The 21,410-nt window shown below is 64.8% G+C and carries 19 protein-coding genes; 10 read left to right on the top strand and 9 right to left on the bottom strand.

What is annotated here, in order from left to right:
• Positions 1 to 80 precede the first annotated feature (80 nt).
• From ASD78_RS19215 to ASD78_RS19205, 3 genes are all read left to right on the top strand, one after another.
• Positions 81 to 3,269: an autotransporter outer membrane beta-barrel domain-containing protein gene (locus tag ASD78_RS19215; RefSeq protein WP_056104481.1), complete on the top strand. Its 3,189-nt coding sequence runs from the start codon at positions 81 to 83 to the stop codon at positions 3,267 to 3,269.
• A gap of 125 nt (positions 3,270 to 3,394) precedes the next feature.
• Positions 3,395 to 5,554, top strand: coding sequence for a glycoside hydrolase family 9 protein (locus ASD78_RS19210; protein ID WP_200944279.1), 2,160 nt, complete (start codon positions 3,395 to 3,397; stop codon positions 5,552 to 5,554).
• 146 nt (positions 5,555 to 5,700) lie between these two features.
• Complete coding sequence (locus tag ASD78_RS19205) at positions 5,701 to 6,054, top strand: DUF6713 family protein (protein WP_056104476.1); 354 nt, start codon at positions 5,701 to 5,703, stop codon at positions 6,052 to 6,054.
• Between the two features lie 109 nt (positions 6,055 to 6,163).
• Here the strand turns inward: ASD78_RS19205 and ASD78_RS19200 are convergent, their stop codons facing one another.
• Positions 6,164 to 7,054, bottom strand: a complete 891-nt coding sequence (locus tag ASD78_RS19200) for a LysR family transcriptional regulator (RefSeq protein ID WP_056104474.1) — start codon at positions 7,052 to 7,054, stop codon at positions 6,164 to 6,166.
• 160 nt (positions 7,055 to 7,214) lie between these two features.
• Here ASD78_RS19200 and ASD78_RS19195 point away from each other — a divergent pair, with 160 nt between their 5' ends.
• A complete protein-coding gene (locus ASD78_RS19195; protein ID WP_056104472.1) occupies positions 7,215 to 7,976 on the top strand; it encodes a nuclear transport factor 2 family protein in 762 nt (253 codons plus the stop codon).
• 151 nt (positions 7,977 to 8,127) lie between these two features.
• Here the strand turns inward: ASD78_RS19195 and ASD78_RS19190 are convergent, their stop codons facing one another.
• Positions 8,128 to 8,781: a glutathione S-transferase family protein gene (locus ASD78_RS19190; RefSeq protein ID WP_056104470.1), complete on the bottom strand. Its 654-nt coding sequence runs from the start codon at positions 8,779 to 8,781 to the stop codon at positions 8,128 to 8,130.
• A gap of 467 nt (positions 8,782 to 9,248) precedes the next feature.
• Here ASD78_RS19190 and ASD78_RS20995 point away from each other — a divergent pair, with 467 nt between their 5' ends.
• Entirely contained in the window at positions 9,249 to 9,527 is a 279-nt protein-coding gene (locus ASD78_RS20995; RefSeq protein WP_156087894.1) for a hypothetical protein, read from the top strand.
• 372 nt (positions 9,528 to 9,899) lie between these two features.
• On the top strand, positions 9,900 to 10,139 hold the full coding sequence (locus tag ASD78_RS20990; protein WP_156087893.1) for a hypothetical protein: 240 nt from the start codon (positions 9,900 to 9,902) through the stop codon (positions 10,137 to 10,139).
• 479 nt (positions 10,140 to 10,618) lie between these two features.
• Here the strand turns inward: ASD78_RS20990 and ASD78_RS20985 are convergent, their stop codons facing one another.
• Entirely contained in the window at positions 10,619 to 11,035 is a 417-nt protein-coding gene (locus tag ASD78_RS20985) for a hypothetical protein (RefSeq protein WP_156087892.1), read from the bottom strand.
• 213 nt (positions 11,036 to 11,248) lie between these two features.
• Complete coding sequence (locus ASD78_RS19185) at positions 11,249 to 12,586, bottom strand: phosphoribosyltransferase family protein (protein WP_056104468.1); 1,338 nt, start codon at positions 12,584 to 12,586, stop codon at positions 11,249 to 11,251.
• 133 nt (positions 12,587 to 12,719) lie between these two features.
• Between ASD78_RS19185 and ASD78_RS19180 the strand changes: the two genes are divergently transcribed.
• Genes ASD78_RS19180 through ASD78_RS19170 form a run of 3 tightly spaced genes read left to right on the top strand, consistent with a single transcriptional unit; the run spans position 12,720 to position 15,784 of the window.
• Positions 12,720 to 14,051, top strand: a complete 1,332-nt coding sequence (locus ASD78_RS19180; RefSeq protein ID WP_056104465.1) for an erythromycin esterase family protein — start codon at positions 12,720 to 12,722, stop codon at positions 14,049 to 14,051.
• Between the two features lies 1 nt (position 14,052).
• Positions 14,053 to 14,754: a DUF2238 domain-containing protein gene (locus ASD78_RS19175; protein WP_056104462.1), complete on the top strand. Its 702-nt coding sequence runs from the start codon at positions 14,053 to 14,055 to the stop codon at positions 14,752 to 14,754.
• Between the two features lie 19 nt (positions 14,755 to 14,773).
• Positions 14,774 to 15,784, top strand: coding sequence for a zinc-dependent alcohol dehydrogenase family protein (locus ASD78_RS19170; RefSeq protein WP_235565927.1), 1,011 nt, complete (start codon positions 14,774 to 14,776; stop codon positions 15,782 to 15,784).
• A gap of 525 nt (positions 15,785 to 16,309) precedes the next feature.
• Here ASD78_RS19170 and ASD78_RS19165 read toward each other — a convergent pair.
• The 5 genes from ASD78_RS19165 to ASD78_RS19145 all read right to left on the bottom strand — a co-directional run bounded on the left by ASD78_RS19165 (position 16,310) and on the right by ASD78_RS19145 (position 20,245).
• Positions 16,310 to 16,798, bottom strand: a complete 489-nt coding sequence (locus ASD78_RS19165) for a hypothetical protein (protein ID WP_156087891.1) — start codon at positions 16,796 to 16,798, stop codon at positions 16,310 to 16,312.
• 174 nt (positions 16,799 to 16,972) lie between these two features.
• Entirely contained in the window at positions 16,973 to 17,545 is a 573-nt protein-coding gene (locus ASD78_RS19160; RefSeq protein WP_156087890.1) for a hypothetical protein, read from the bottom strand.
• 996 nt (positions 17,546 to 18,541) lie between these two features.
• Positions 18,542 to 19,156: a pyridoxamine 5'-phosphate oxidase family protein gene (locus ASD78_RS19155; RefSeq protein ID WP_056104453.1), complete on the bottom strand. Its 615-nt coding sequence runs from the start codon at positions 19,154 to 19,156 to the stop codon at positions 18,542 to 18,544.
• Between the two features lie 4 nt (positions 19,157 to 19,160).
• Positions 19,161 to 19,625 (bottom strand): nuclear transport factor 2 family protein, encoded by a 465-nt coding sequence (locus ASD78_RS19150; protein WP_056104450.1) that lies wholly within the window; start codon positions 19,623 to 19,625, stop codon positions 19,161 to 19,163.
• Between the two features lie 68 nt (positions 19,626 to 19,693).
• The gene (locus tag ASD78_RS19145) at positions 19,694 to 20,245 is read right to left on the bottom strand and encodes a peroxidase-related enzyme (RefSeq protein ID WP_055910438.1); all 552 of its coding nucleotides are present in this window, start codon (positions 20,243 to 20,245) and stop codon (positions 19,694 to 19,696) included.
• A gap of 117 nt (positions 20,246 to 20,362) precedes the next feature.
• On the opposite strand from ASD78_RS19145, the gene ASD78_RS19140 reads away from it, so the two are divergent.
• A complete protein-coding gene (locus ASD78_RS19140; protein ID WP_055910440.1) occupies positions 20,363 to 21,277 on the top strand; it encodes a LysR family transcriptional regulator in 915 nt (304 codons plus the stop codon).
• Positions 21,278 to 21,410: the final 133 nt, after the last annotated feature.

Here is a 21,410-nt window from a genome sequence, read left to right as displayed (position 1 = left end):
TTGAGCATGCCCGGGCATGCTTCTGCCATCGGGCGGCTGGACACTCGTGCCGCCTTTTTGAACGCAATCCAAGGAAATCCATGTCCAGTTCGCGCCCCGTCGCACCCGGCAACGACGATGTTTCGAACCTGCCGTTGCTGTGGCGGCAGTCGATCATCGACAATGCACGCGAGCAAGCCGAGCGCGATCTCACTCAGCGCCGCCGCAAGACGCTGTACTTCTCCGTCGTCACCGCCCTGGTGACCGGGGCGATGGCGCGGCCTGCCGTGGTGCAGGCGACCGATTACAAGGACACGGTCACCGGCGTCGCCGACAACGACCGGCCCGGCGGCGCCGGCGACTACGATCCCGGCTACGACATCGCGGACGAAAACGGCACCCTGCACTACCGCTTCGTCAACGGCGACAACGTGGCGCTGGAAGGCGTCGACCGCGACGTGCTTGCCATGTCCATTACCAGCGGCAAACCGCCGGTCGTCCTGGACGTGGTCGGCGGCGGCTGGTTGAACCTGTCGGCGGTCCGCCCGGAAAGCACCAACCGGGGGATGGCGATCGGCATCCTCAACGACGGCAACACGGTTACCGTCAACGGCAACACCCGGATCTCCACCAACGCCGACGACGCGGATTTCGGCCTCGGCATCGGCAACGGTGCGCACGCGGTGATCGGCCGCGGCGGCAGCACCACGGTGTTCAACGGAGCCACCGACTTCCACGCCCGTACGCAGGGCTTCGCGCGGGCGGTCTGGGCCTCGGGGCGCAGCAACATCGTCTTCAACGGCCCGACCACGATCCTCGCCGAAAGCCGCGGCACGCTCGACGCGGTCTACAACTCCGAAGGCAGCAGCATCACCTTCAACGGCGACACCAGCATCACCGCCCGCGGCATCTGGCCCAGCGACAACTCCCATGCGATCTACAACGATAACGTCGGCAGCCGCCTGACGGTGAACGGCAAGCTGTCGCTGACCACGGTCTCGGAGGGCTCGACCGCCTTCGGCGTGCGCAACCAAGGGATCATGGAAGTCAACGGCGACGCCACCATCAACGTGGAGGGCCCGCGCTCCACGCACGGCATCGCCAACACCCATCGCTCGGCGCGGATGACCTGGCATGGCGACGTCGACGTGCGCGTACGCAACAGCGGCGGCTACGTGCCGTTCGGCAATCCCTCCGGCCTCAGCAACGACCGCTCGCCCGGTGCGGTGATGACGTTCGGCGGCGCGGTGAACGTCGACATCGCCTCGGCGGCGGAAACCTATGGTCTGGTCAACAGCGGAACGATCGCCTTCACCTCGCCCACCGCGCCGGTGTCGTTCACCGTCGTCTCCACCTGCGACGTGTGCGCGGTCTACGGCATCCGCAACTTCGGCACCGTCGACGTCGCCGGCGGGCTGACGGTGTCCACGACCGCGGTCGGCGGCAACGCCGCGTATTCGATCTGGAGCGTGCCGATCGACAGCCAGGACGCCAGCGTCGCCGTCAACCAGGCCGGCGGCCGCACCGTGCGGCTCGACGGCAACATCGCCACCGCGACCGACAGCGTCAACGGCCATATCGGCTCGGTCGATCTCAATTTCGATACCTCCGACTCCTGGCTGCGCGGGCTGGTCAACGGCCGGCAGACCGACGCCGGCTTCACGGTGGGCAAGGCCGATCTGGCGTTCGCCAACGGCGCGACGTGGATTCCGGAGGGTACCGGTACGCTGGCCAACGATTTCGGCACCGGATCGCTGGCCATCGGCAACGACGGCGCGATCGACATGGCCGGAGCCTGGGGCCGTTTCGTACCCGGCACGGTGCCGGCGCATACCTATCGCCGGCTGCTCGTCGACAGCAGCAGCACCGGCACCGGCGCCAGCGTCGCGCTGGCCGACGGCGCCAGGTTCATGCTGCTCAGCGACATCACCGGCAAGGCCGGCGCCGTCAGCGCCGATCAGATCGTGTTCGGCAGCGGCATCAAGAGCTTCTCCGCCCGCGGCACGCAGGGCGTGGGCATCGTCTACGACCCGGTGCTGGACGACACCTCCTGGGTCAACGCCGCGAGCATTCGCGCCGGCCGGTCGATCCCCGCGGCTACGCCGATCGTCATCGTCGACGCCAGCGCCGCCGCGGGCGGCAGCGCCGCGTTCTCGGCAGTGGCCGGCCGGAACGGCCAATGGAGCGGGACCTACGAAAACGATCTGGTGCAGTTCACCTACACGCCGCAGGTGGCATTGACCGATGGCGGAAAGAAGGTCGTGCTGACCGGCATCAACATCGTCGGAGCGGGCGGCGGTACCGACGTCGATACCGGGGGCAATCCGGGGGGCAATCCGGGAGGCAACAGCGGAATCCTGCCATCGCAGACCGTGCTGTCGGCGGCCGATGCCGCAGACAGCCTCGTCAATCTGTGGATGGCCGACGCGCAAGACTCGCCGCAGCACCTGCGCAATCGACTGCGCGACAGCGATGCGGATCATGGCCAAATCTGGGCCAAGGCCGATGCCGGCGAAATCACGACGGAGACCGCGCATTCGCGTCGTTATCGCCAGGACTACCGCGGCATGACCATCGGCGCGGATCGCGGTTTCGCGCTGGGTACCGGCGCCGGCACCGTCGGGTTCAGCGCGGGACAGCTCCGCTCGACCGCCGACTACGCGCAAGGCAGGGGCGATCTGACCGGAACCACGCTGGGCGCCTATGGCCATTGGAATGCCGAAAATGGCGCCTATCTGCTGCTCGGTGCGAGCGCATCGTCGCTGGAGAACCGGTACGCCGCACGCGATTCCGAAGGCCGCGATATCGTCGGTAAATACCGGACGAAAGCAGGCCAGCTGTATGCCGAAGGCGGCCGCAGCTTCAAGCTTGCCCAGTCCTACTACGTCGAACCCCAACTCGGTCTGTCGCTGAGCGCCATCCGCGGCAGCGACTACACCACCCGCAATGGCGTGCGGATCGGCCAGGACGAGCTCGACACCTCATACGCGCGCGCCGGCGTCGCCTTCGGCAGGACGCTGCAGGGCGCGCGCTTGGCGGGCAATGTGTACGTCCGCGCATCGGCCTTGCATTACCTCGGCGACAACCTCGACATCGCCGCGTCCAAGGACGGCGGCAGCATCGTCCCCGATACGTCCGACCGGAAAGGTACGAGCGGCGAGTTCATGCTGGGCGGCGACGTCGACTTCGGCAACGAGCGCACGTCCCTGTTCCTGGAGGCATCCGGCGCCACGGGTGCTGAAACGGAGCGTCGTTGGGCCATCCAGGCAGGGTTGCGGCACAGCTGGTGATCCCTGTCGACATTTCCGCGACGATGCTATGCGTCCGCTTTGGGGAAGCCGTCGTCGATCGATGGCCGCTATCGAGCCGACACGTAGCCGACGCCGCCAATCCAGCCGTACCCGTAGAAGCCGCCGTGACTTACGGCAAGTGGAGTAAAGCAATGACACGACGATATCTGCGGGGCACGGTGGTCCTGTCCGTTCTGCTGGGCATGGTGACCGGCCTGTCGGCCTGCGGAGATGGCGGCGAAACGTCGTCGCCGGCCGCGCACGCATCCGAAGCCAGAGCTGGAGCCGTAGCCGCAACTGGGGCTGCGACCGCTGTCGCAACTGGAGTAGAAGCCGGGGCTGAAGGTGAAACCGGAGCTGGAGTCGGAATCGAAGCCGCCGCGGTATCCGCTACCACACCGATCCGGATGACGGGAGGGCCGCTCCCACCGACCCTGATCGACCTCGTGGGCAACGGCCCGTTCATCGTCGTCGATCAGTTCGGCTATCTGCCCAGCCTGAAGAAGGTGGCCGTGCTGCGCGATCCAGCAATCGGCTTCGACAGCGCGGACCAGTACGTGCCGGGTCCGACGCTGCAGGTGGTCGATGTAGCGACGAACACCGTGGTGTTCAGCGGCTCGCCCACGCCCTGGAAGAACGGCGACATCGACGCCTCGTCCGGCGATCGCGCCTGGCAATTCGACTTCAGCGCGGTCACCGCAGCCGGCACCTACGAGGTCGTGGACGCGGCGCTCAACGTCCGTTCGGCCCGGTTCGAGATCGGCGCCAACGTTTACCGGCCCGTGCTGGTGCAGGCGGTGCGCGCCTTCTTTTACCAACGCGCCGGCCACGCCAAGCTGGCGCAGTACGCGGGCACCAGGTGGGCCGACAGCGCGAGCCACATGGGTCCGCTGCAGGATACGCAGGCCCGCCGCTACAACGCCGCCGGCGACGCATCGACACAGCGCGACCTGCATGGCGGCTGGTACGACGCCGGCGACTTCAACAAGTACACCAGCTGGGGCGCCGCTTACGTCGTCGATCTGCTGCATGCCTACACCGAGAACAAATCGGTGTGGACCGACGACTTCAATCTCCCCGAATCCGGCAACGGCGTGCCCGATATCCTGGACGAGGTAAAGTGGGGCCTGGATTGGCAGGTGCGGATGCAGAACGCCGATGGTTCGGTGCTGTCCATCGTCGGGCTCGCCTCGGCCGGTGGCGGCGGTCGGCCTTCCGCCGCCACCGGGCAGAGCCTGTACGGCGATGCCAGCACCTCGGCGACGCTGGCATCCGCGGCAGCCTACGCCTATGGCGCCAAGGTCTACGCCTCGTTGAACAAGCCGGCCTACGACGCCTACGCCGCCGATCTCGGCCAGCGCGCAAAGCGAGCCTGGGACTGGGCCATGGCCAATCCCAACGTGCTCTTCTACAACAACGATGCTTCCCGCGGCACCCAGGGCCTGGGCGCCGGCCAGCAGGAGACCGACGACAAGGGCCGTGCCCAGTTGCGCCTGGTGGCGGCGATCTATCTGTACGCATTGACCGGCGACACGGCGTACCGCAGTTACGTCGAGAGCCACTACACCGAAGAGCAGATGTTCTCGTCCTGGTGGTTATCGCCCTACGGCGCCGGCGTGAACCGTCCGCTGCTTTACTACGCATCGCTGCCGGGCGCGACCGCCAGCGTGGCGCAGAACATCCGCACTCGCTATACCGAGCTTTGGGAACGCCCCGACTATGCCGGCTGGGGCGCCATCGCGGCGCAGCGCGATCCCTACCGCGCCTATCTCGATGGCTACGTATGGGGCAGCAACGGGATAAAGGCGCTCGCGGGCGGCATGTTCGCCGACCAAGGGCTGTACGGCCTGAGCCAGCACAGCTCCGCGGAGATCGCAGACGCAGGCGCGGCGTACCTGCACTACCTGCATGGCGTCAACCCGCTGGGCAAGACCTACCTGTCGAACATGGGCGCCTACGGCGCGGAAAACTCGGTGGATCAATTCTTCCACTCGTGGTTCGCCGACGGCAGCCCGTGGGACAGCGTGCGGGACTCGCAGTACGGCCCCGCGCCCGGCTTCCTGGTGGGTGGCGCCAACAACACGCAGTACGACTGGGACGAACGCTGTCCCGGCATATCGACGAGATGCGGCTCGGCCCGCCCCTCGCCGCCGTACGGCCAACCCGGGCAGAAGGCGTACAAGGATTTCAACGACAGTTGGCCGCTGAATTCGTGGCCGATCACTGAGAACTCCAACGGCTACCAGGCCGCCTACATCCGGCTGCTGGCGCGATACGTGAAGTAAGGCGCCGCGGTCTTCCTTGAGCCTGCGCGTTGATCGGGCTTGGCTGCTTGGGTGCTCCCAAATGCCACTCGTCGAACCGGCCAAGACTCCAGGCCGGTCATCCCTGACGCTTGGTAGAATGGCCGGCTGAAAGAGTGGAGTGCGGCATGGAGCGATGGTATCCGGCAACGCTGCTGGCTTTGATCCTGCATCAAATCGACGCAGCGTTCTGGGAGGAGTGGAAGATGTTCCACGCGCCCGGCGGGATCCAAGGCTTCCTGCTGTTCAATCTGCTCGCCGTCGGCGTGGTGCTGCATGGCTACCAACAGGTGCTGTTAGGGCGCCCCTCGGCGCGCCGCTACGCTGTGCTCTGCGGCGCGCTTGGTGTCGGCACCGCCGCAATCCATTTGGGGTTCGCCGTTGCCGGCAGCAATGAGTTCCATCTGCCGCTGTCGATCGCAGCCCTTCTGGCCTGTCTCGTGGCGGGTGGCGGCCTGCTGCTGAGCAGTCGCCCGCGGTGAGAAAGTCCGCTCATTGATATGGGAAGAAGAGACTCGAACTGGCGATGTATCGCCGTCGTTATGAGGTCGGGCCTGGCATAACGGGGCCGCTTTCGATCCAAAGCGGACGTCAGGCCCTGGATAGAAACGCCAGCAGTTGGCGGACGCGGGCCGGCACGTGCCGGCTTGAGGGATACACCGCATAAACGCCCCCACGAGGGAGCGACCAGCCTGGGAGTAGGCGGACGAGGTCGCCGCGTTCGATGGCATCGACGACCATGAAATCGGCCAGGACGGTCGCACCCGCGCCGGCCCGTGCCAGTGCGCGGGACGCCGCCGTCGAGTTGGTTCGCAGCTGGCTGGTCACACGTACCGATACTTCGTCGCGCTCGTTCGTGAACGACCACGTCAGGGCCGAGCGCAGCCGCGACAGAGCGATCCAAGGCCAAGCCGCCAAGTCGGCAGGCGACGCGCACCCGGGCTGGCGGGATACCAGTTCGGGAGCCGCCACCACGTACTGCTCCAGCTCACGCAGGCGAACGGCGTGGAGCGACGAGTCGCGCAGCCAGCCGGTGCGAACCGCGACGTCGAAGCCCTCGCCGACGAGATCGATCACCTCATCGCTCGTCACCAAGTCGATGCTCAGGCGCGGATGCAGACGGGCGAAGGCAGCGAGTTGCCGCCCAAGCTCGGCCTCCACGTAGTCGTCGGAGCTTGTAATCCGCAGGGTGCCGGTCAGCGCCTTGTCCGAGCCTCCGACCTCATCCAGCACCGTACCGAGGTCCCGCAATAGAGGCGCCGCCCGTTCGAACAACTGCTGACCGGCCTCGGTCAGGGTGACGCGACGCGTGGTCCGGGTGAACAGGCTCGTGCCGACTTCGGCTTCGAGGCGAGCGATCTGCTGGCTGACCATCGCCTTGGTCGTGCCCAGCCGCTCCGCGGCAGCCGTGAAGCCCCGTACTTCCGCGACGGCGAGGAAAACATCGAGACGGCTGAGATCGACCGGTGCCCGCATCTGCATTGTTCACGTTTTGCGAACTGTAAATCATCGGTTAGGCGGTTTTTCGAATCAATAGTCCCCGGCAATCTGCTCCGGCCAAGAGCAATGACCCTCGATGCGCCGCGCTTTGGCCTCAAGCCTGACCCGTTGCGCTCCCCTCTCCTTCCCGGAAATCCAAACCATGACTATCCAGAAGCAGCAAGCCGTCGATCTCTTGAAGGCGATCGAAACCGGCGCTGCCGCGCCAATAGCCGTCATCAACCCCGACCAGTACATCCAGCACAATCTGGGCGCTGCCGACGGCCTCGCCGGCTTCGGTGCGCTGCTGGCCCAACTTCCTGCCGGCTCCGCGCGGGTCAATACGGTCCGCGTGTTCCAGGATGGCGAGTTTGTTTTCACCCACACGGATTACGACTTTTTCGGCCCGAAAGTGGGCTTCGACATCTTCCGGTTCGAGGACGGCCTGATCGTGGAGCACTGGGACAATTTGCAGACCACGGCGGGGCCGAACCCGAGCGGGCACAACATGCTCGACGGGGCCACCGAAATTGTCGATGTCGAGCTGACCACGCAGAACAAGTCGCTCGTTCGCGACTTCGTCGAGGACATCCTCGTCAACGGCCGCATGGACAAGCTGTCCGGCTATTTCGACGGCGACCGCTACATTCAGCACAACCCGCAGATCGCCGACGGCTTGAGCGGCCTGGGTGCGGCTCTGAAGGCGATGGCCGAGGCCGGCATCACGATGGAATACGAGCGCATCCATCGGGTGCTGGGCGAAGGCGACTTCGTGCTCGTGGTCAGCGAAGGCAAGTTCGCCGGCAAGCCCACCGCCTTCTACGACCTCTTCCGAGTCGAGGGCGGCAAGATCGCCGAGCACTGGGACACCATCGAAGCGATCCCGCCACGCGCGGACTGGAAGAACGAGAACGGCAAGTTCTAGCCCGCTGCAGCTGCCATCGACGACCGCTAGTGCGCTAGCGGTCATTGCTTTAATTATGTCCTCGCGACAGAGGAAGTCGATCGGCGCGTCCGCTTGGGATCGAACGCGGATCGTCGCCTCGGATAGCGGCTCCCATCCCGAAACGAAACCATCAGCCGGCTTGTGGCTTGGCGGCGTTGACCGCCCATTGGGCGGCGAACGCGCGCTGGTAGGCGGGCCGCGCTTCGCCGCGGGCGACATAGGCGGCCAAGCTCGGGAATTCATCGAGGATGCCCGACGGCCTCAGCCTGAGCAGCACCGACACCATCATCAGATCGCCCGCGCTGAACGCACTGTCCAGCCATTCGGCGTCGCCCAGGCGGGCCGACAGCTGGACCAGCCGATCGCGAATGCGTTCCGCTACCAGGGGCAGGCGCTCCTTGGCCCAGGGCTTGTCGCCTTCCTGGAACCTGACGATGACCAGGTCGAGGATCGGCGGTTCCACCGTGTTGAGCGCGGCGAACATCCAGGTGATCGCACGCGCCCGCGCGTTGGCATCGTCCGGCAACAGGCCCGCGCGGGTTTGGGCGAGATGAAGGACGATAGCGCCCGTTTCGAACAGGACCAGATCGCCTTCCTCGTAGGTGGGAATCTGGCCGAAGGGATGCAGGCGCAGGTGCGCGGGTTCCTTCATCGCGCGGAACGAAACCAGGCGGACCTCGTAGGCCTGGCCTACTTCTTCCAGCGCCCAGCGCACGCGCGTATCGCGCGCCAGCCCCTTGCCGCCGTCGGGCGATCGTTCAAAGGCGGTAATGGTGATGGTCATCGTGACGTGCTCCTGGTGAAAACCGGTTGGGGGTAGCCCTTTCAACATTACGACGAGCGGCCGGACCCGAATTCGACATAGGTCGGTGTGAAGCGTGCCGACCGCAGCCTGCGTCGGGCCTCCCGCCCCCCGCCTTTGCCGGAGATCTCGGGGAATTCCGGCGCATGGGACGTCAGGCGCAGCCCCGCACCCTCTCGGGGTCTCCATAAACCCTGTCCTGTCGCATCTTTGCCGATAGCTGAGTCGATCGCACGATGTAGTAGGCCCGCAGCACCGGAACCCCCAGGCGTGCCCGCTCCCGGCCGGCAGCGGCCAGGGCTGCCGCCGTGTCTCGCCCTCTCCCGAATACGACCATCCCGACGCCCCCTTCCCGACGCCTTCTTCAGCGACCGAACGGCACCTGCTTTTCCTTGTGAAAGTGGCGTGAGGGGCGTAATTTTCAGTTGCAGCTGTCCGGAGGCCCTGACATGAACTACACGGTGTACAGGGGAGCTACGGGAATCTATTTGCTGGTACCGGACTGCATGAAAGCCTCACGCGAAGCCGAACGCCTGCATGGGCCGCTGGTGCATTGCGGTGCCGTCGAATCAGAAGGGCATCCGCTGCCGCATTTATGGGAGGCAGTGCTGACCGAAGTCGACGAACGGCTCTACGCGGTACTCAGCGAGCACGTCGCGCACAGCTTTCTGGGCATCGAATGCGGGAACGCGGCAGTCAGGGCTACACGGGATGATTCGCACCCTTAGATCCGACCGAACGCTACGGTGAACAGGTGACAGCTGCGACATAAGAGAGCCCCGCCAATAGCGGGGCTTTTCGGTGGCGACCAGTCCCTCAGTTCAACTTTGGCTCCGGCGGCGCCGGAGTCCAGGCTGTGCAGCGTTGAACTACGCCGGCAGCCTCTGCCGCAGTGCATCCAGCCGCATGACCTTGCTAAGCGTCTGGCTTATCACGCTCATGGAAAAGGCCGGCGAACTACCGGCTCTCTTCTCGTCAGTCTGCTGAAGTCGCTCGGTCGACGCACTCCGCGATCCGCTTTGCGCCGCAACCGAATGTCCGCTTTGGGTCGATAGCCGCCATTTGCAAACCATCGCAGAACTGATCATGCCGCCGGCGGCATGATCGCTATTGATCGCTTCGGTGATGCATTTGCTCAAGCGCGGGCACTCGTCCTTGATCTGCCTGCTCCGACATTGCGCCCTCTTGATTCAGTCTTCGTCTTTCGAATTGGAAAATCTATAGTCGATCTTAACGTCCCCATCGACCAGCTTGAACTGGCGCAGCTTTGGCGTATTCGAGGAACCCGGCGCGTTGCCCAACAACCTGTTGGACAAACCTCGGCCGGGGCGATTGGCTAGGCTTAGCTGAAGCCAAGGAGTTCTACAGGGGCCCGACCAACACCGGTTCGCTTTGCCTCTTCCCCGGAAACTCAACATACCAGTGCCTTGGCGTTGGAACCTGCTTAGTCGTTGCTTCTATAGGGACCACGATCTTGTTCTCGCAGTCTTCTATCACTAACACTCCAACCGAAAGAGTGGGCACTCCCAGGTCGCGCTTAAAGTAGTCCAGCGCAACCCTCTCGAAGGCCTCGGATCGATCAGAGGAAAGGGGGGAGCAACCCGCTGGCATTCCAAGAACGAACTCGTCGGAGTCAGCCTTTCCGCATCCGCCGATACAAGCAAGAACAAGCATAGCGACTACCACCCGAATGCTTTGCATCTGTATCTCTCCATCTCGTTATTCGCGCGTCGCTCAAAATCGTGAAGAGCCCAGCGACATTCAGGACCAATGCAAGGGATGTCTCTCTTCTGCTTTCGAGCGCATTCGGCACCAACCCTCAGAGCACGACACTCCAACTAGCGCCGATGAAGCGACGTACTTGCTCGCCACGACCGTTGTAGCCGTAGTTCATCACCGTCACGCCATTGATTTGGGTCTGAACTAAGCGATTGCTGTCGTCGTAGCTCAGCGCCAACCCGGTGCCGCCCACCGACGCGGTGTTGCCGTTGGTGCTGTAAGTCCGCGCTACCCCACCTACAGACGACAGACGATGGCTGGTTGTGGGGTAGGCATACGTTGCGGTGCCGGCCGACGTAGTTTTACCGGTACGATTGCCTGTAGCGTCATAGGTGTAGGTTTCCAGCGGTGTACCGTTGGGACCATCCTGCAGTTGGTCCAGGCGGCTCATCGCGTCGTAGCGGTAGCGCGCGTCCAATGTATTGGATCGGTTACGCAACTCGCTGATGCGGCCCAAGGCATCCTGGGTAAGGTCTAGATATAGGCCAGTGCCGGAGGTAGTTCGCTGCCAGCCTCGGGCTGGGTGGCGGCCAACGCATCGAGCAAGGAAGACGGCAGCATGCCGCCGGATCGGTTCAGCGCCTCGGAAATCAGATCATCGCCAAAGACCTATCGCCCCGGATCGGCAGTCGGCACGGTCCTGTCGCCCGGAAGCGGCGGCTTGCCGTCCTCATCCGGGCGCTGATCCTGTGGCTGCAGCCGCATGTCCGCCACCGTGGGGAAGCATCCGTGCCAGCCAATCGCCCGCGATGGTCGCAACCCGCTCCAGTGCGCCCGGCTCCTCGAACAGATGCGTGGCGCCCGGGACGACTATGAGTTCCGCGCGGCCGCCCATCGCCGCGTAGGCCAGACGGTTGAGGTCCAACACCTGCAGGTCGGCACCGCCCACGATCAGCAACGTGTCCGCACGCACTTGCGACAGCGCCTGCCTTCCGGCCAGGTCGGGCCGCCCCCCGCGCGAGACCACCGCGGCGACGTCATCCGGCCGGGCGGCGGCCGCCACGAGCGCCGCTGCAGCCCCGGTGCTAGCGCCGAAGAGCCCGAGCGGAAGATATTTGCAGGACGGTTCGTGCCGGGTCCACGCGAGCGCCGCTTCCAGACGTTGTGCAAGCAACGGTATGTCGAAGCGCGCTGCCGGGTTGCGGTCTTCCTCCGGCGTCAGCAGGTCGAACAGCAATGTCGCCAGCCCGCGCCGGTTCATCGCGGTCGCCACGAAACGGTTGCGTGGACTGTGCCGGCTGCTGCCGCTTCCGTGGACGAAGACCACGAGGCCGCGCGGCGACGGCGGCACGATCAAGTCACCTTCGAGGACGATGTTCCCTGCCGGGATGCGCACCGACTGATTCGAGATCGTTGGAGATGCCGTTCCAGCGACCGGGGCGGCGAGCAGACCGATCACGTCCTCATCGGTGACTCCGGCGAAATCCAGGTAGTACAGACCGACTGCGTTGAACGGCGATGGCGTAGCCAGGCAGACCACGTCATCGGCGAACCGGGAAACCCGCGCCAGGCTGTCGCGCGCGGCCACGGGTACTGCGCAAACCAGGCGTGCGGGCTCTTGTGCGCGTGCCGCTTTCAATGCCGCGGTCATCGTCGACCCGGTGGCGAGGCCATCATCGATCACGATCACCGTGCGTCCGGCGAGTGCGATCCCGCGCTGACCGGGACGGTAGCGCGCCCGGCGCTCTCGGATCAGCGCAAGCTGGCGCTGAGCTTCGCGTTCGATGTAGGCATCGTCGGCTCCTGCCCAGTAAGCGTGCTCGGAGAGCATCACCCTGCCCCGCTCGTCCACCGCGCCAATTGCGAACTCGGAATTGCCCGGCGCGCCCAGCTTGCGCACCAGCACCACATCGAGTTCGCCCTCCAGCGCATCGGCGATGATCCGCCCCATTGGCACCGCGCCGCGCGGGATGGCCAGCACCACGGGGTGGCTACCGCGGTACTGTTGAAGCACGACCGCCAGTTGCCTGGCAGCATCATCACGGTCGTGGAAAGGCAGTGAAACCATGAGATTAACTCCAGCAGCCCCTGAACTATGTCGTGCCAGGAGCCACCGGTATTGACCTGCATCAAGATGCCGTGGGAATCGCGAGCCATGCTCGATTGAAGCCGCATACCGCGGCCCTGAGATCGAGGCCCGCATGACCGTCCGCCACCCGACTATCCTGGGTGCCATCCGCAACAGCGCCAACGTACTTGGCGGCAGTTCCCACGATCACGACCCGCTGCTGGGCATGGTCGGTGATCGCGCGTTCGTCCTGCTAGGCGAGGCGACGCACGGCACGCACGAGTTCTACGCGATGCGCGCGGAGATCACCCGTCGGCTGATCGAGGAACATGGTTTCGACGCCGTGGCCGCGGAAGCCGACTGGCCGGACGCCTACCGACTCAACCGTTACGTGCACGGCGCCGGTGACGCATCGCTCGACGAGGCCTTCGGCGATTTCCAGCGGTTCCCGACCTGGATGTGGCGCAACCAGGCCGTGCGATCGTTCATCCAGTGGCTGCATGCGCACAATGCACAGACGCCTGCCGCGTCTCGCGTCGGGTTCTATGGCCTGGACCTGTACAGCCTCTACCGTTCGGCCGATGCGGTGACCGCCTACCTGGAAGGCGTCGATCCCGAACAGGCCGCGGCCGCCCGGCGGCTCTACGCCGGCCTGGACCACGTGCGCGATCCGCAGGACTACGGCTACGAAGCTGCCTTCGGCCTGCGACCACCCTGCCGCGATGCGGCGGCGGCCATGCTCATCGACCTGGTGCGCATGGCGCCCAGCTATCTGGCCGAAGATGGCGCGGAGGCGCAGGACGAGCAGTTCTTCGCCGAGCGCAATGCCTACGTCGTGCTCAACGCCGAGCATTACTACCGGGCGATGTTCGGCGGACGCACGAACACCTGGAACCTGCGCGACGCGCACATGGTGAATACGCTGTTCGCGCTGCGACGACACCTGCGCGAAGGCGGGCGACCGGGCCGGATCGTGGTGTGGGCGCACAACTCCCATCTGGGCGATGCGCGAGCCACGCAGATGGGCGAACGCGGCGAGTGGAACGTCGGGCAGCTTCTGCGTGAACAGGCGGGCGCTGCGCAGACGTTGCTGGTCGGATTCACCACCTACACCGGGCATGTCACCGCCGCGCGCGACTGGGACGCACCGGCAGAGCGACGCTGGGTGCGTCCCGCGCACAAGGACAGTTGCGAGCACCTGTTCTACACCACCCATCTGGATCGCTTCTTCCTGCCGCTGCGTGCGGGCGTCGCCGAAGCTCTGGCCCCTCCCCTGCTCGAGCGCGCGATCGGCGTCGTGTACCGTCCTGAGACCGAAATGGCGAGCCATTACTTCAACGCTTCGCTGAGCGCCCAGTTCGATGCCGTGTTCCATCTCGACGAGACGACAGCGGTCGAGCCGTTCGACATCAACGAGCGCTGGACCCGGCACGAACCGCCGGACACCTATCCGTTCGGCCTCTGACATGGACCTTCCGGCGTCGAATGCAGGTCCGGCCCCGCGTCATGGCGACCGCGCGCCGCGGGCCCTGTTCCTGGTGTTCGCGGGCATATGGGTCGCGCTGGCAATCGCGCCGCGATACCGCCAGGACTGGCTGCTTGAAAACGTGGCGGTTCTGCTGGCCGTGCCGATGCTGGTCTGGTCCTTCCGCCGGGTGCGGCTATCCAATGCCAGCTACGCGGCCATCTTCGTATTCCTGGTCCTGCACGAGATCGGTGCGCACTACACCTATTCGGAAGTGCCTTATGACCGCTGGATCAGGTCGTTGTCCGGATTCTCGCCCGACCAGATGCTTGGCTTGACGCGCAACCATTACGACCGTGCGATGCATTTCCTGTATGGCCTGCTGATCACGCCCGCGGTGGTGGAGTTGCTCGCGGCGCGGGCACCGCCGCAGGGCGTGTGGCGGTGGATCCTGCCGGTGTCGTTCGTGATGTCGAATTCGGTCGTGTACGAACTGGCCGAATGGGCCGCCGCACTGGTGTTCGGCGGCGATCTTGGCGTCGCCTACCTTGGCACCCAGGGCGATCCGTGGGATGCGCAGCACGACATGGCACTTGCGACATTGGGCAGCGTGGTGGCGATGGCCTGGATCGGTGTTCGATCTCGGCGACACCCGCATGCCTCGGCACTTCCCGTTCCGGGCTCCGCCCGGCGCGGGCACTGAAGTTCCTAGAGCGATCGCGATGCCTGTCGAAGCTCATGTGATGTTGCTGGAGCATCCGCACTCGGCACTGATCGACACGCCGCTTCCGGTGCCCGTGCCGCAAGCTGGCGAGATCCGGATCCTCATTGAGGCCTGCGGGGTTTGTCGTACCGATCTGCACGTCGCCGACGGTGAACTGCCGCAAGCCACATACCCGATCGTGCCCGGGCACGAAATCGTGGGCATCGTCGATGCGCTCGGGGTCGGGGTGACCGCGTTCGAGCCTGGCGAGCGCGTCGGCGTGCCATGGCTGGCCCGGACCTGCGGTCGTTGCGGGTACTGCGAGCGAGGCCTCGAGAACCTGTGCGATTTCGCCGAGTTCACCGGGTGCACCCGCGATGGCGGATACGCCACCCACGTACTGGCGGACGCTGCGTTCTGCATACGCCTCGGTGCGCCATGGACGGATCCCGTCGCAACCGCGCCGCTGCTGTGCGCGGGCCTGATCGGCTGGCGCGCCTTGAGCGCCGCCGGTCCGGCAGAACGGTTGGGCATTTTCGGGTTCGGAGCTGCAGCGCACATCGTGACCCAGCTGGCGCGTTGGCGCGGGACGCGTGTATTCGCATTCACCCGGCCCGACGACCGGTCCACGCAAGCATTCGCCAAGTCGCTGGGCGCGTCCTGGGCCGGCGGCTCCGACGAGCCGGCGCCGGAACCCCTGGATGCCGCCATCATCTTCGCACCGGTCGGCGGCCTGGTCCCCGCTGCGCTGCGGTCGGTGCGCAAGGCCGGGCGCGTGGTTTGCGCGGGCATCCACATGAGCGACATCCCCCGCTTCCCGTATCGGCTGCTTTGGGAGGAGCGCCAGTTGGTGTCGGTTGCAAACCTGACGCGCCAGGACGCCGTCGCCTTCTTCGACGTCGCAGCACGCGCAGGGGTACGAACGCATGTGCAGCGCTATGCGCTTGACGATGCCAATCGGGCGCTGGCCGACCTCCGGGCGGGCCGCGTCGAAGGCGCCGCGGTCCTGGTGCCGGGGGATGGCAGATGACCGTCGCATCCATTTCCCGTCGCCTGCCTGGCGCCTGGAGAGTGCATCCGGCCGGATGGATGCGAACCGTGCTTGTCCTGTTGGCGTGTCTCTGGTTGCTGCCACTTTGCGCCCAGGAAATGCCGACCTCGCCCCGCACGCGCACCGTCGACCTGCCTCCCGGCGAATACCTGTGGAAGCCCCTGGCCCCCAATGAACGCGGCCCGCCGCGGCAGCGATCAGTACGATCCGTTCGCCGGCTTGCAACAGTCGGGCTAGGATCGGCCATAGCAGTTGCAGTTCGACTGGGAAATGGCATTAAGGCCCATTCATAAAATACAGGATTGGCGCAAAGCACCAATCGATTGCGTGACTGGGCTGGGCATGAACTGCGTGCGTTCCTGCTTTCCGCGAACTCTCATTGCATCGGGATGAAAATTCATCAATAAACAGATTGCCGGCGTAGATGGCCATCGTCAGAGGGCGGACGGCAGCCGGCTATCGGTCACTCAAATGTCCGCTTCCGGCCATAAGCGGACATTACAGCTAGGGCGACAGGCGAACCGGCCGCCCCGATACCTTCCCGTGTTTCTCGCTGCCGTGCATATGGGTGAAGTTGTGAGTGCCGGCGAATCCATTGTCGGACAGCTCGCCTTCGTACATCGGGTAGGCATCACACAATGCCGTCGATAGAAGAACATGGAGATTGCGTCCGTCGATCACGTAAGCCGGGGCGCGGAGCTTGCCTGTGTTCCCGCTGACGATCTCCAGCTTCCTCCAGTCGCCCGCCAAGCAAGCGTCCTGGGGCGCATCAGTGACGCGTACGACGAACGATTCCGCGATTGCGCCGTCCTTGCCGGTGGTCACGAACTCCCATTCCGCTCCCGCGCGCCAAGCGTCCGGCGTCGGCTCTGACGCCAGCTTCTGATAGTGCGCACGCCTGGCTTCAAGGGTCTCGCGCTCGCGTTCCGATGACAGCCCTCCATGAATGAAGCAACCGGACAACCCGAAGACGCCTACGAGCAACAGGGACAAGATCATCCGCATTGAAGAGCTCACATTGAGGGGCAGCTAGATGATGGTCGCCGCGGGTGAATGACCGCTTTGGGTCGGAAGCTGCCCTCTCCTACCCCGATAACCCTCCCTAATCCCGGTCCACGTCGGCTTCCGGCCAGAAGCGGGCCGAGCAGCTGAATGCGGCCTACGAGTTCATGGGCGCAGCGGATCGAAGCTGAGCCCGAGCCGGCTTCTCCAGTCGATCCGGCTTAGTTGGAACCAGGAGATTGCGTAAGCTAGCGCGATGCCGACACTGACTGCTCCCATGCGGTTGCTCGGGCATATGTGCCACGCCGCCAGCACGAGTACGATCCGCATGCCAAGGTGCACGAGCCCGAGCGGATGGCCGATGGTCCAGGAGAAGACGACCCAGTGCAGTGCGAATCCGATCCCGACGCTAATCGGGAATAAGGCTGGAGCGTAGATCCAGATGGGTATATGTATCGCCCAGGTCGCTAATGCCATAATCCGCGCCATCGCCGATAATCGCAGAAGAGGGTTTTCGCGCGGCGCGCTCATGTCCTCTCCCCGCGCCCTACCAATTACGACCGCCACCGGCATGATTGACCAGAAGCACAAGGTCAGTACTAGGTTGTGAAATCGAGAATCGACGAGGACGCTGAGCAGCGCGGCGGCCGAGTACACGATCATGCCCGTCATCGGCAGGGCTAACGATCCCTTGCGACGGATAATGAAGTCTGCCCGCATTTCGTCGAATGTCATCATGGCATCGGGTCGCTGCTTTGGGGCCAGAGCGGACGTTAGCACCCCTGGCCGCCCCATCCAATCCAGTGACCGCTATCGAAGGCGGATTCAATTGATCGATGCAGTCCACGCCCCCAACGGCTTGCAGTAAAGCGCCAGCGTTGACCCAGGTGCATACGAACGAATGCATGTCTCGATTAGGTTCGTAGAGCGCGTCGGAAGATAATCGCTTGAGTCGCAGTGGCCATGCGCCATAGAGACTTAGTCTGGAATGCTTGCGCCAATAGTCCGCTTCGACAAGATTGATAAGGGCATGGCGGGGCCTTGTTTCTCGGCGCTTGCTGGGATTTCCATCTGTCCGAATGTCACCCGTTTGGCAATTCGGTAAAGCGCTTACGCAGTCGCCAAGCCGCGGCGGCTACCATTAGATTGAGCGCGGCCATGCTGAGCCGGATTGTCAGCTGATGGGCGCGCCGGTCTTGGGCCGACGGCAGCTCATGGGTAGTCTCATTGGAGAGCCCCTTCATTCGGCGAAGCAATCGTAGATCCTATCCGAGCGAGCTTCTGCTTCGGGTCGGAAGCGGACACCAATCCCCCTATCCCACAAACAAACAGCCCCGCCTAGGCGGGGCTGTTCTCGTTCACGGCCGTCTTGCTGGGGCTGCGGTTGAACCGCGCCGACAGCATCTGGCGCAGCGCGTCGAGGCCCGCGCCTTTACCGGCGATCTTCAGGAAGGCGTAGCCCCCAGCGCGTTGGTCATCAGGTCGCTGCCCAGGGCCATTTCTGAGTCCTGCGCGCGCTCGTTCAGTCGCATCAGGCGTTGGGCGCGCCGGCACAGTGTGGCCAATGCGGTCAAGTCGCGGTGCAGGCTGGCCAGGTCGACGTTGCGCGCGACGATGTTTAAAGAAGTGGGTGTCCCAGTCTTCTCCCCCCCTAATCCCGGTCCACATCGGCTTCCGGCCAGAAGCGGACATTCCATCCTGGTGACGCGCCGCCAACGACCCACGTTCGAACGCCTATCCGGCTGCCGCCCGGAACCTCGCCAGCTCCGCCTCCAGTTCGGCGATACGTGCGTCTTTGTCCTGCAACGCCGCCAGCACGTCCTCGGCTTCGAAGCGTGGCGGGATGTGCTGGGGGCAATTGGCATCCCAAGCGTTGACGGTGAACCGTAGCACCTGTTCGGGACGCGCCTGGTAGCCCGGCGGCATCAGCTGCGCCAGCAAATCATCGGTGGCTGCAACCATGTGTGCCTCACCCCATACCTTTACCCGCTTGCGTTGGCGGTAGTCGATCAGGAACAGATGCGCTTTCGGGTTTTCCTGCAGGTTCCCGGTGCTGATGAATTGTCGGTTGCCGGAAAAATCGACGAAGGCGAGCGTGTGCTCGTCGAGCACGCGCAGGAAGCCGGGTGGCCCGCCCCGGTGCTGAATATAGGGCTGACCATCGCCGTTGACCGTAGCCAGGAAAACGCTGCGTTGTACCTCGACGAAGGCCTTCAGCTCGGCAGTGATGGTTGTTTCCCACGAGCCGGCCTGTTCCATGTGGGCGTAGGCGCGGCGCGATCCTTTGCTCGCCTGGATGGCTTTCACCGCCGGAGTAAAGGCGATGTCACTGGCGTAGCGCATGGTCATGGCCTCATAGCCCGAGTGTGCTCAGGGACGGATGGTCGTCGGGACGGCGGCCTTGCGGCCAGTGGAAGAGTCGTTCGTCCTCGCCAATCGCGAGGTCATTGATGCTGGCCAACCGGACTTGCATCAGACCGTCACCATCGAACTCCCAATTCTCGTTGCCGTAGCTGCGCCACGATTGCCCGGCGTCGTCTCGCCATTCGTAGGCGAAGCGCACGCCAATGCGATTGTCGCGAAACGCCCATAACTCCTTGATGAGCCGGTAGTCGCGTTCGCGTTGCCACTTGCGGGTCAGGAACGCCTCGATTGCCGCTCGGCCCTGGAGGAATTCCGAGCGATTGCGCCAACGGCTATCGGGGGTATAGGCGAGCGCCACACGTGCAGGATCGCGCGAGTTCCAGGCGTCTTCGGCAAGGCGGACTTTCTGCGTTGCCGATTCGAGCGTGAATGGAGGCAGCGGTGGGCGGCTCATGATCGTTGTCGTCTCCCTGGAGGGCGAATCACCGACGGCGCGACGGGCGCCGTCGGTGCGGTTGAGGCTCAAGCCGCCTGGCGCGCGCCGATCACCGGAAAATCGATTTCGGTTTGCGCGACTTCATTGATGTAGTTGGTCCAAGTGTTCAACGCGACATGCTGGACGATCTCGACAACTTGCGCATCGCTGTAGCCGGCGGCCTTGACTGCGGCCACATCCTCGCCGCTGACGTGACCGCGCCGTTCGGCAACCCGGGCGGCGAAGCGCACGGCCGCGTCGGCGAACGGATCGTTGGACGCGCCGTTGCGGTTGGCGGTCATCTCGGCGTCGTCGAGCTTGGCCACGTGCTTGCCGAGGTAGGTGTGCGCCGACAGGCAATAGCTGCAGCCGTTGATTTCGGCAATGGCCAGGGCGATGCGCTCGCGGGTGGCGGCGGGCAGCGTGCCTTTGGCCAGTGCCGAGTTCATGCCGAGGTAGCCCTCGAGTGCGGCCGGGCTGTTGGACACCAGGCGAAACAAGTTCGGTACCGAGCCGAGCTGCTGCTTCACCGCCTGCAGCAACGGCTGGGCGGCGGCAGGGGCGGACTCGATCGTGGCGGGGGTCGGAAGGCGGGACATCAGGATTCTCCTCGGGTCTGGCCGGGCGGGTTTGGCCGGTGGAGAAAGCGTAGATACTTCCGATTGACGCAACTAGACGGTAAATTCGAGAAGTATCCTTCTGAAATTTGGAAGTAAATGGATCGCATCGAAGCGATGATGGTGTTCCGGGCGGTGGTCGACGCCGGCAGTCTCTCGGCGGCGAGTCGGCAACTGCACATGCCACTGGCCACCGTGAGCCGCAAGCTGTCCGACCTGGAGGCGCACCTGAAGGCGCGGTTGCTGCAGCGCTCAACGCGCCAGCTCGTGCTCACCGATGCCGGCGCGGCCTACCTCATCGCCTGTCGGCGCATCCTTGACGATGTCGAGGAAGCCGAACGCAGTGCCGCCGGCGAATTCAGCGCGCCCAAGGGCGAGTTGGTGATCACCGCACCGATCGCGTTCGGCCGATTGCACGTCGTGCCGATCACCGCCGAGTTCCTCAGGGCCTATCCGGACGTGGACGTTCGGCTGGTGCTGGGCGACCGCATGTTCAATCTGCTGGACGAGCATGTGGATCTAGCAGTCCGCATCGGCGAACTCCCCGACAGCACGCTGGTGGCCTCGCGCGTGGGCGCGACCCGCCACGTGGTGAGCGGCAGCCCGGCCTATCTGGACCGGCATGGCCGCCCGCAGCAGCTGACCGACTTGTCCGGCCACGACATCATCACTTTCGACCATCTGACGGGGCCGGGGGCGTGGAAATTCCGCATGGGTTCGTCCGAAGCCTCGGTTCCCGTGCGCGCGCGGATGACCGTCAATACCGCAGACGCGGCGGTCGCGGCGGCCATCGCCGGCGCCGGCCTGACGCGGACCCTGTGCTATCAACTCGCCGAGCATGTGCGGCGCAAAACGCTGGAGCTCGTCCTCCCGGAATTCGAGCCGGTGCCGTGGCCGATCAATCTCGTCTACCTGCAGCAAGGTCGGCTGCCGCTGAAGGTGCGCGCATTCCTGGACTTCGTGACGCCGCGCTTGCGGGCGCGTCTGGCCGACACGGCGCCCCTGGGAAAATAAGATGCTTTCCGGACGCCACGGTACTGCGGGCATGAACCCGGTCCGGAGCATCCCAGTACAGCGGCCTTCGCGCGGAGCCAATGGCGGCCACCGGCAAATCGCCTGCATCTTGTTGTCAATTTCCACAGCCCCT

It is taken from the genome of Lysobacter sp. Root667, assembly GCF_001427715.1.
Classification (GTDB): Bacteria; Pseudomonadota; Gammaproteobacteria; order Xanthomonadales; family Xanthomonadaceae; genus Lysobacter.
This window is presented reverse-complemented; position numbering and strand designations above follow the sequence as displayed.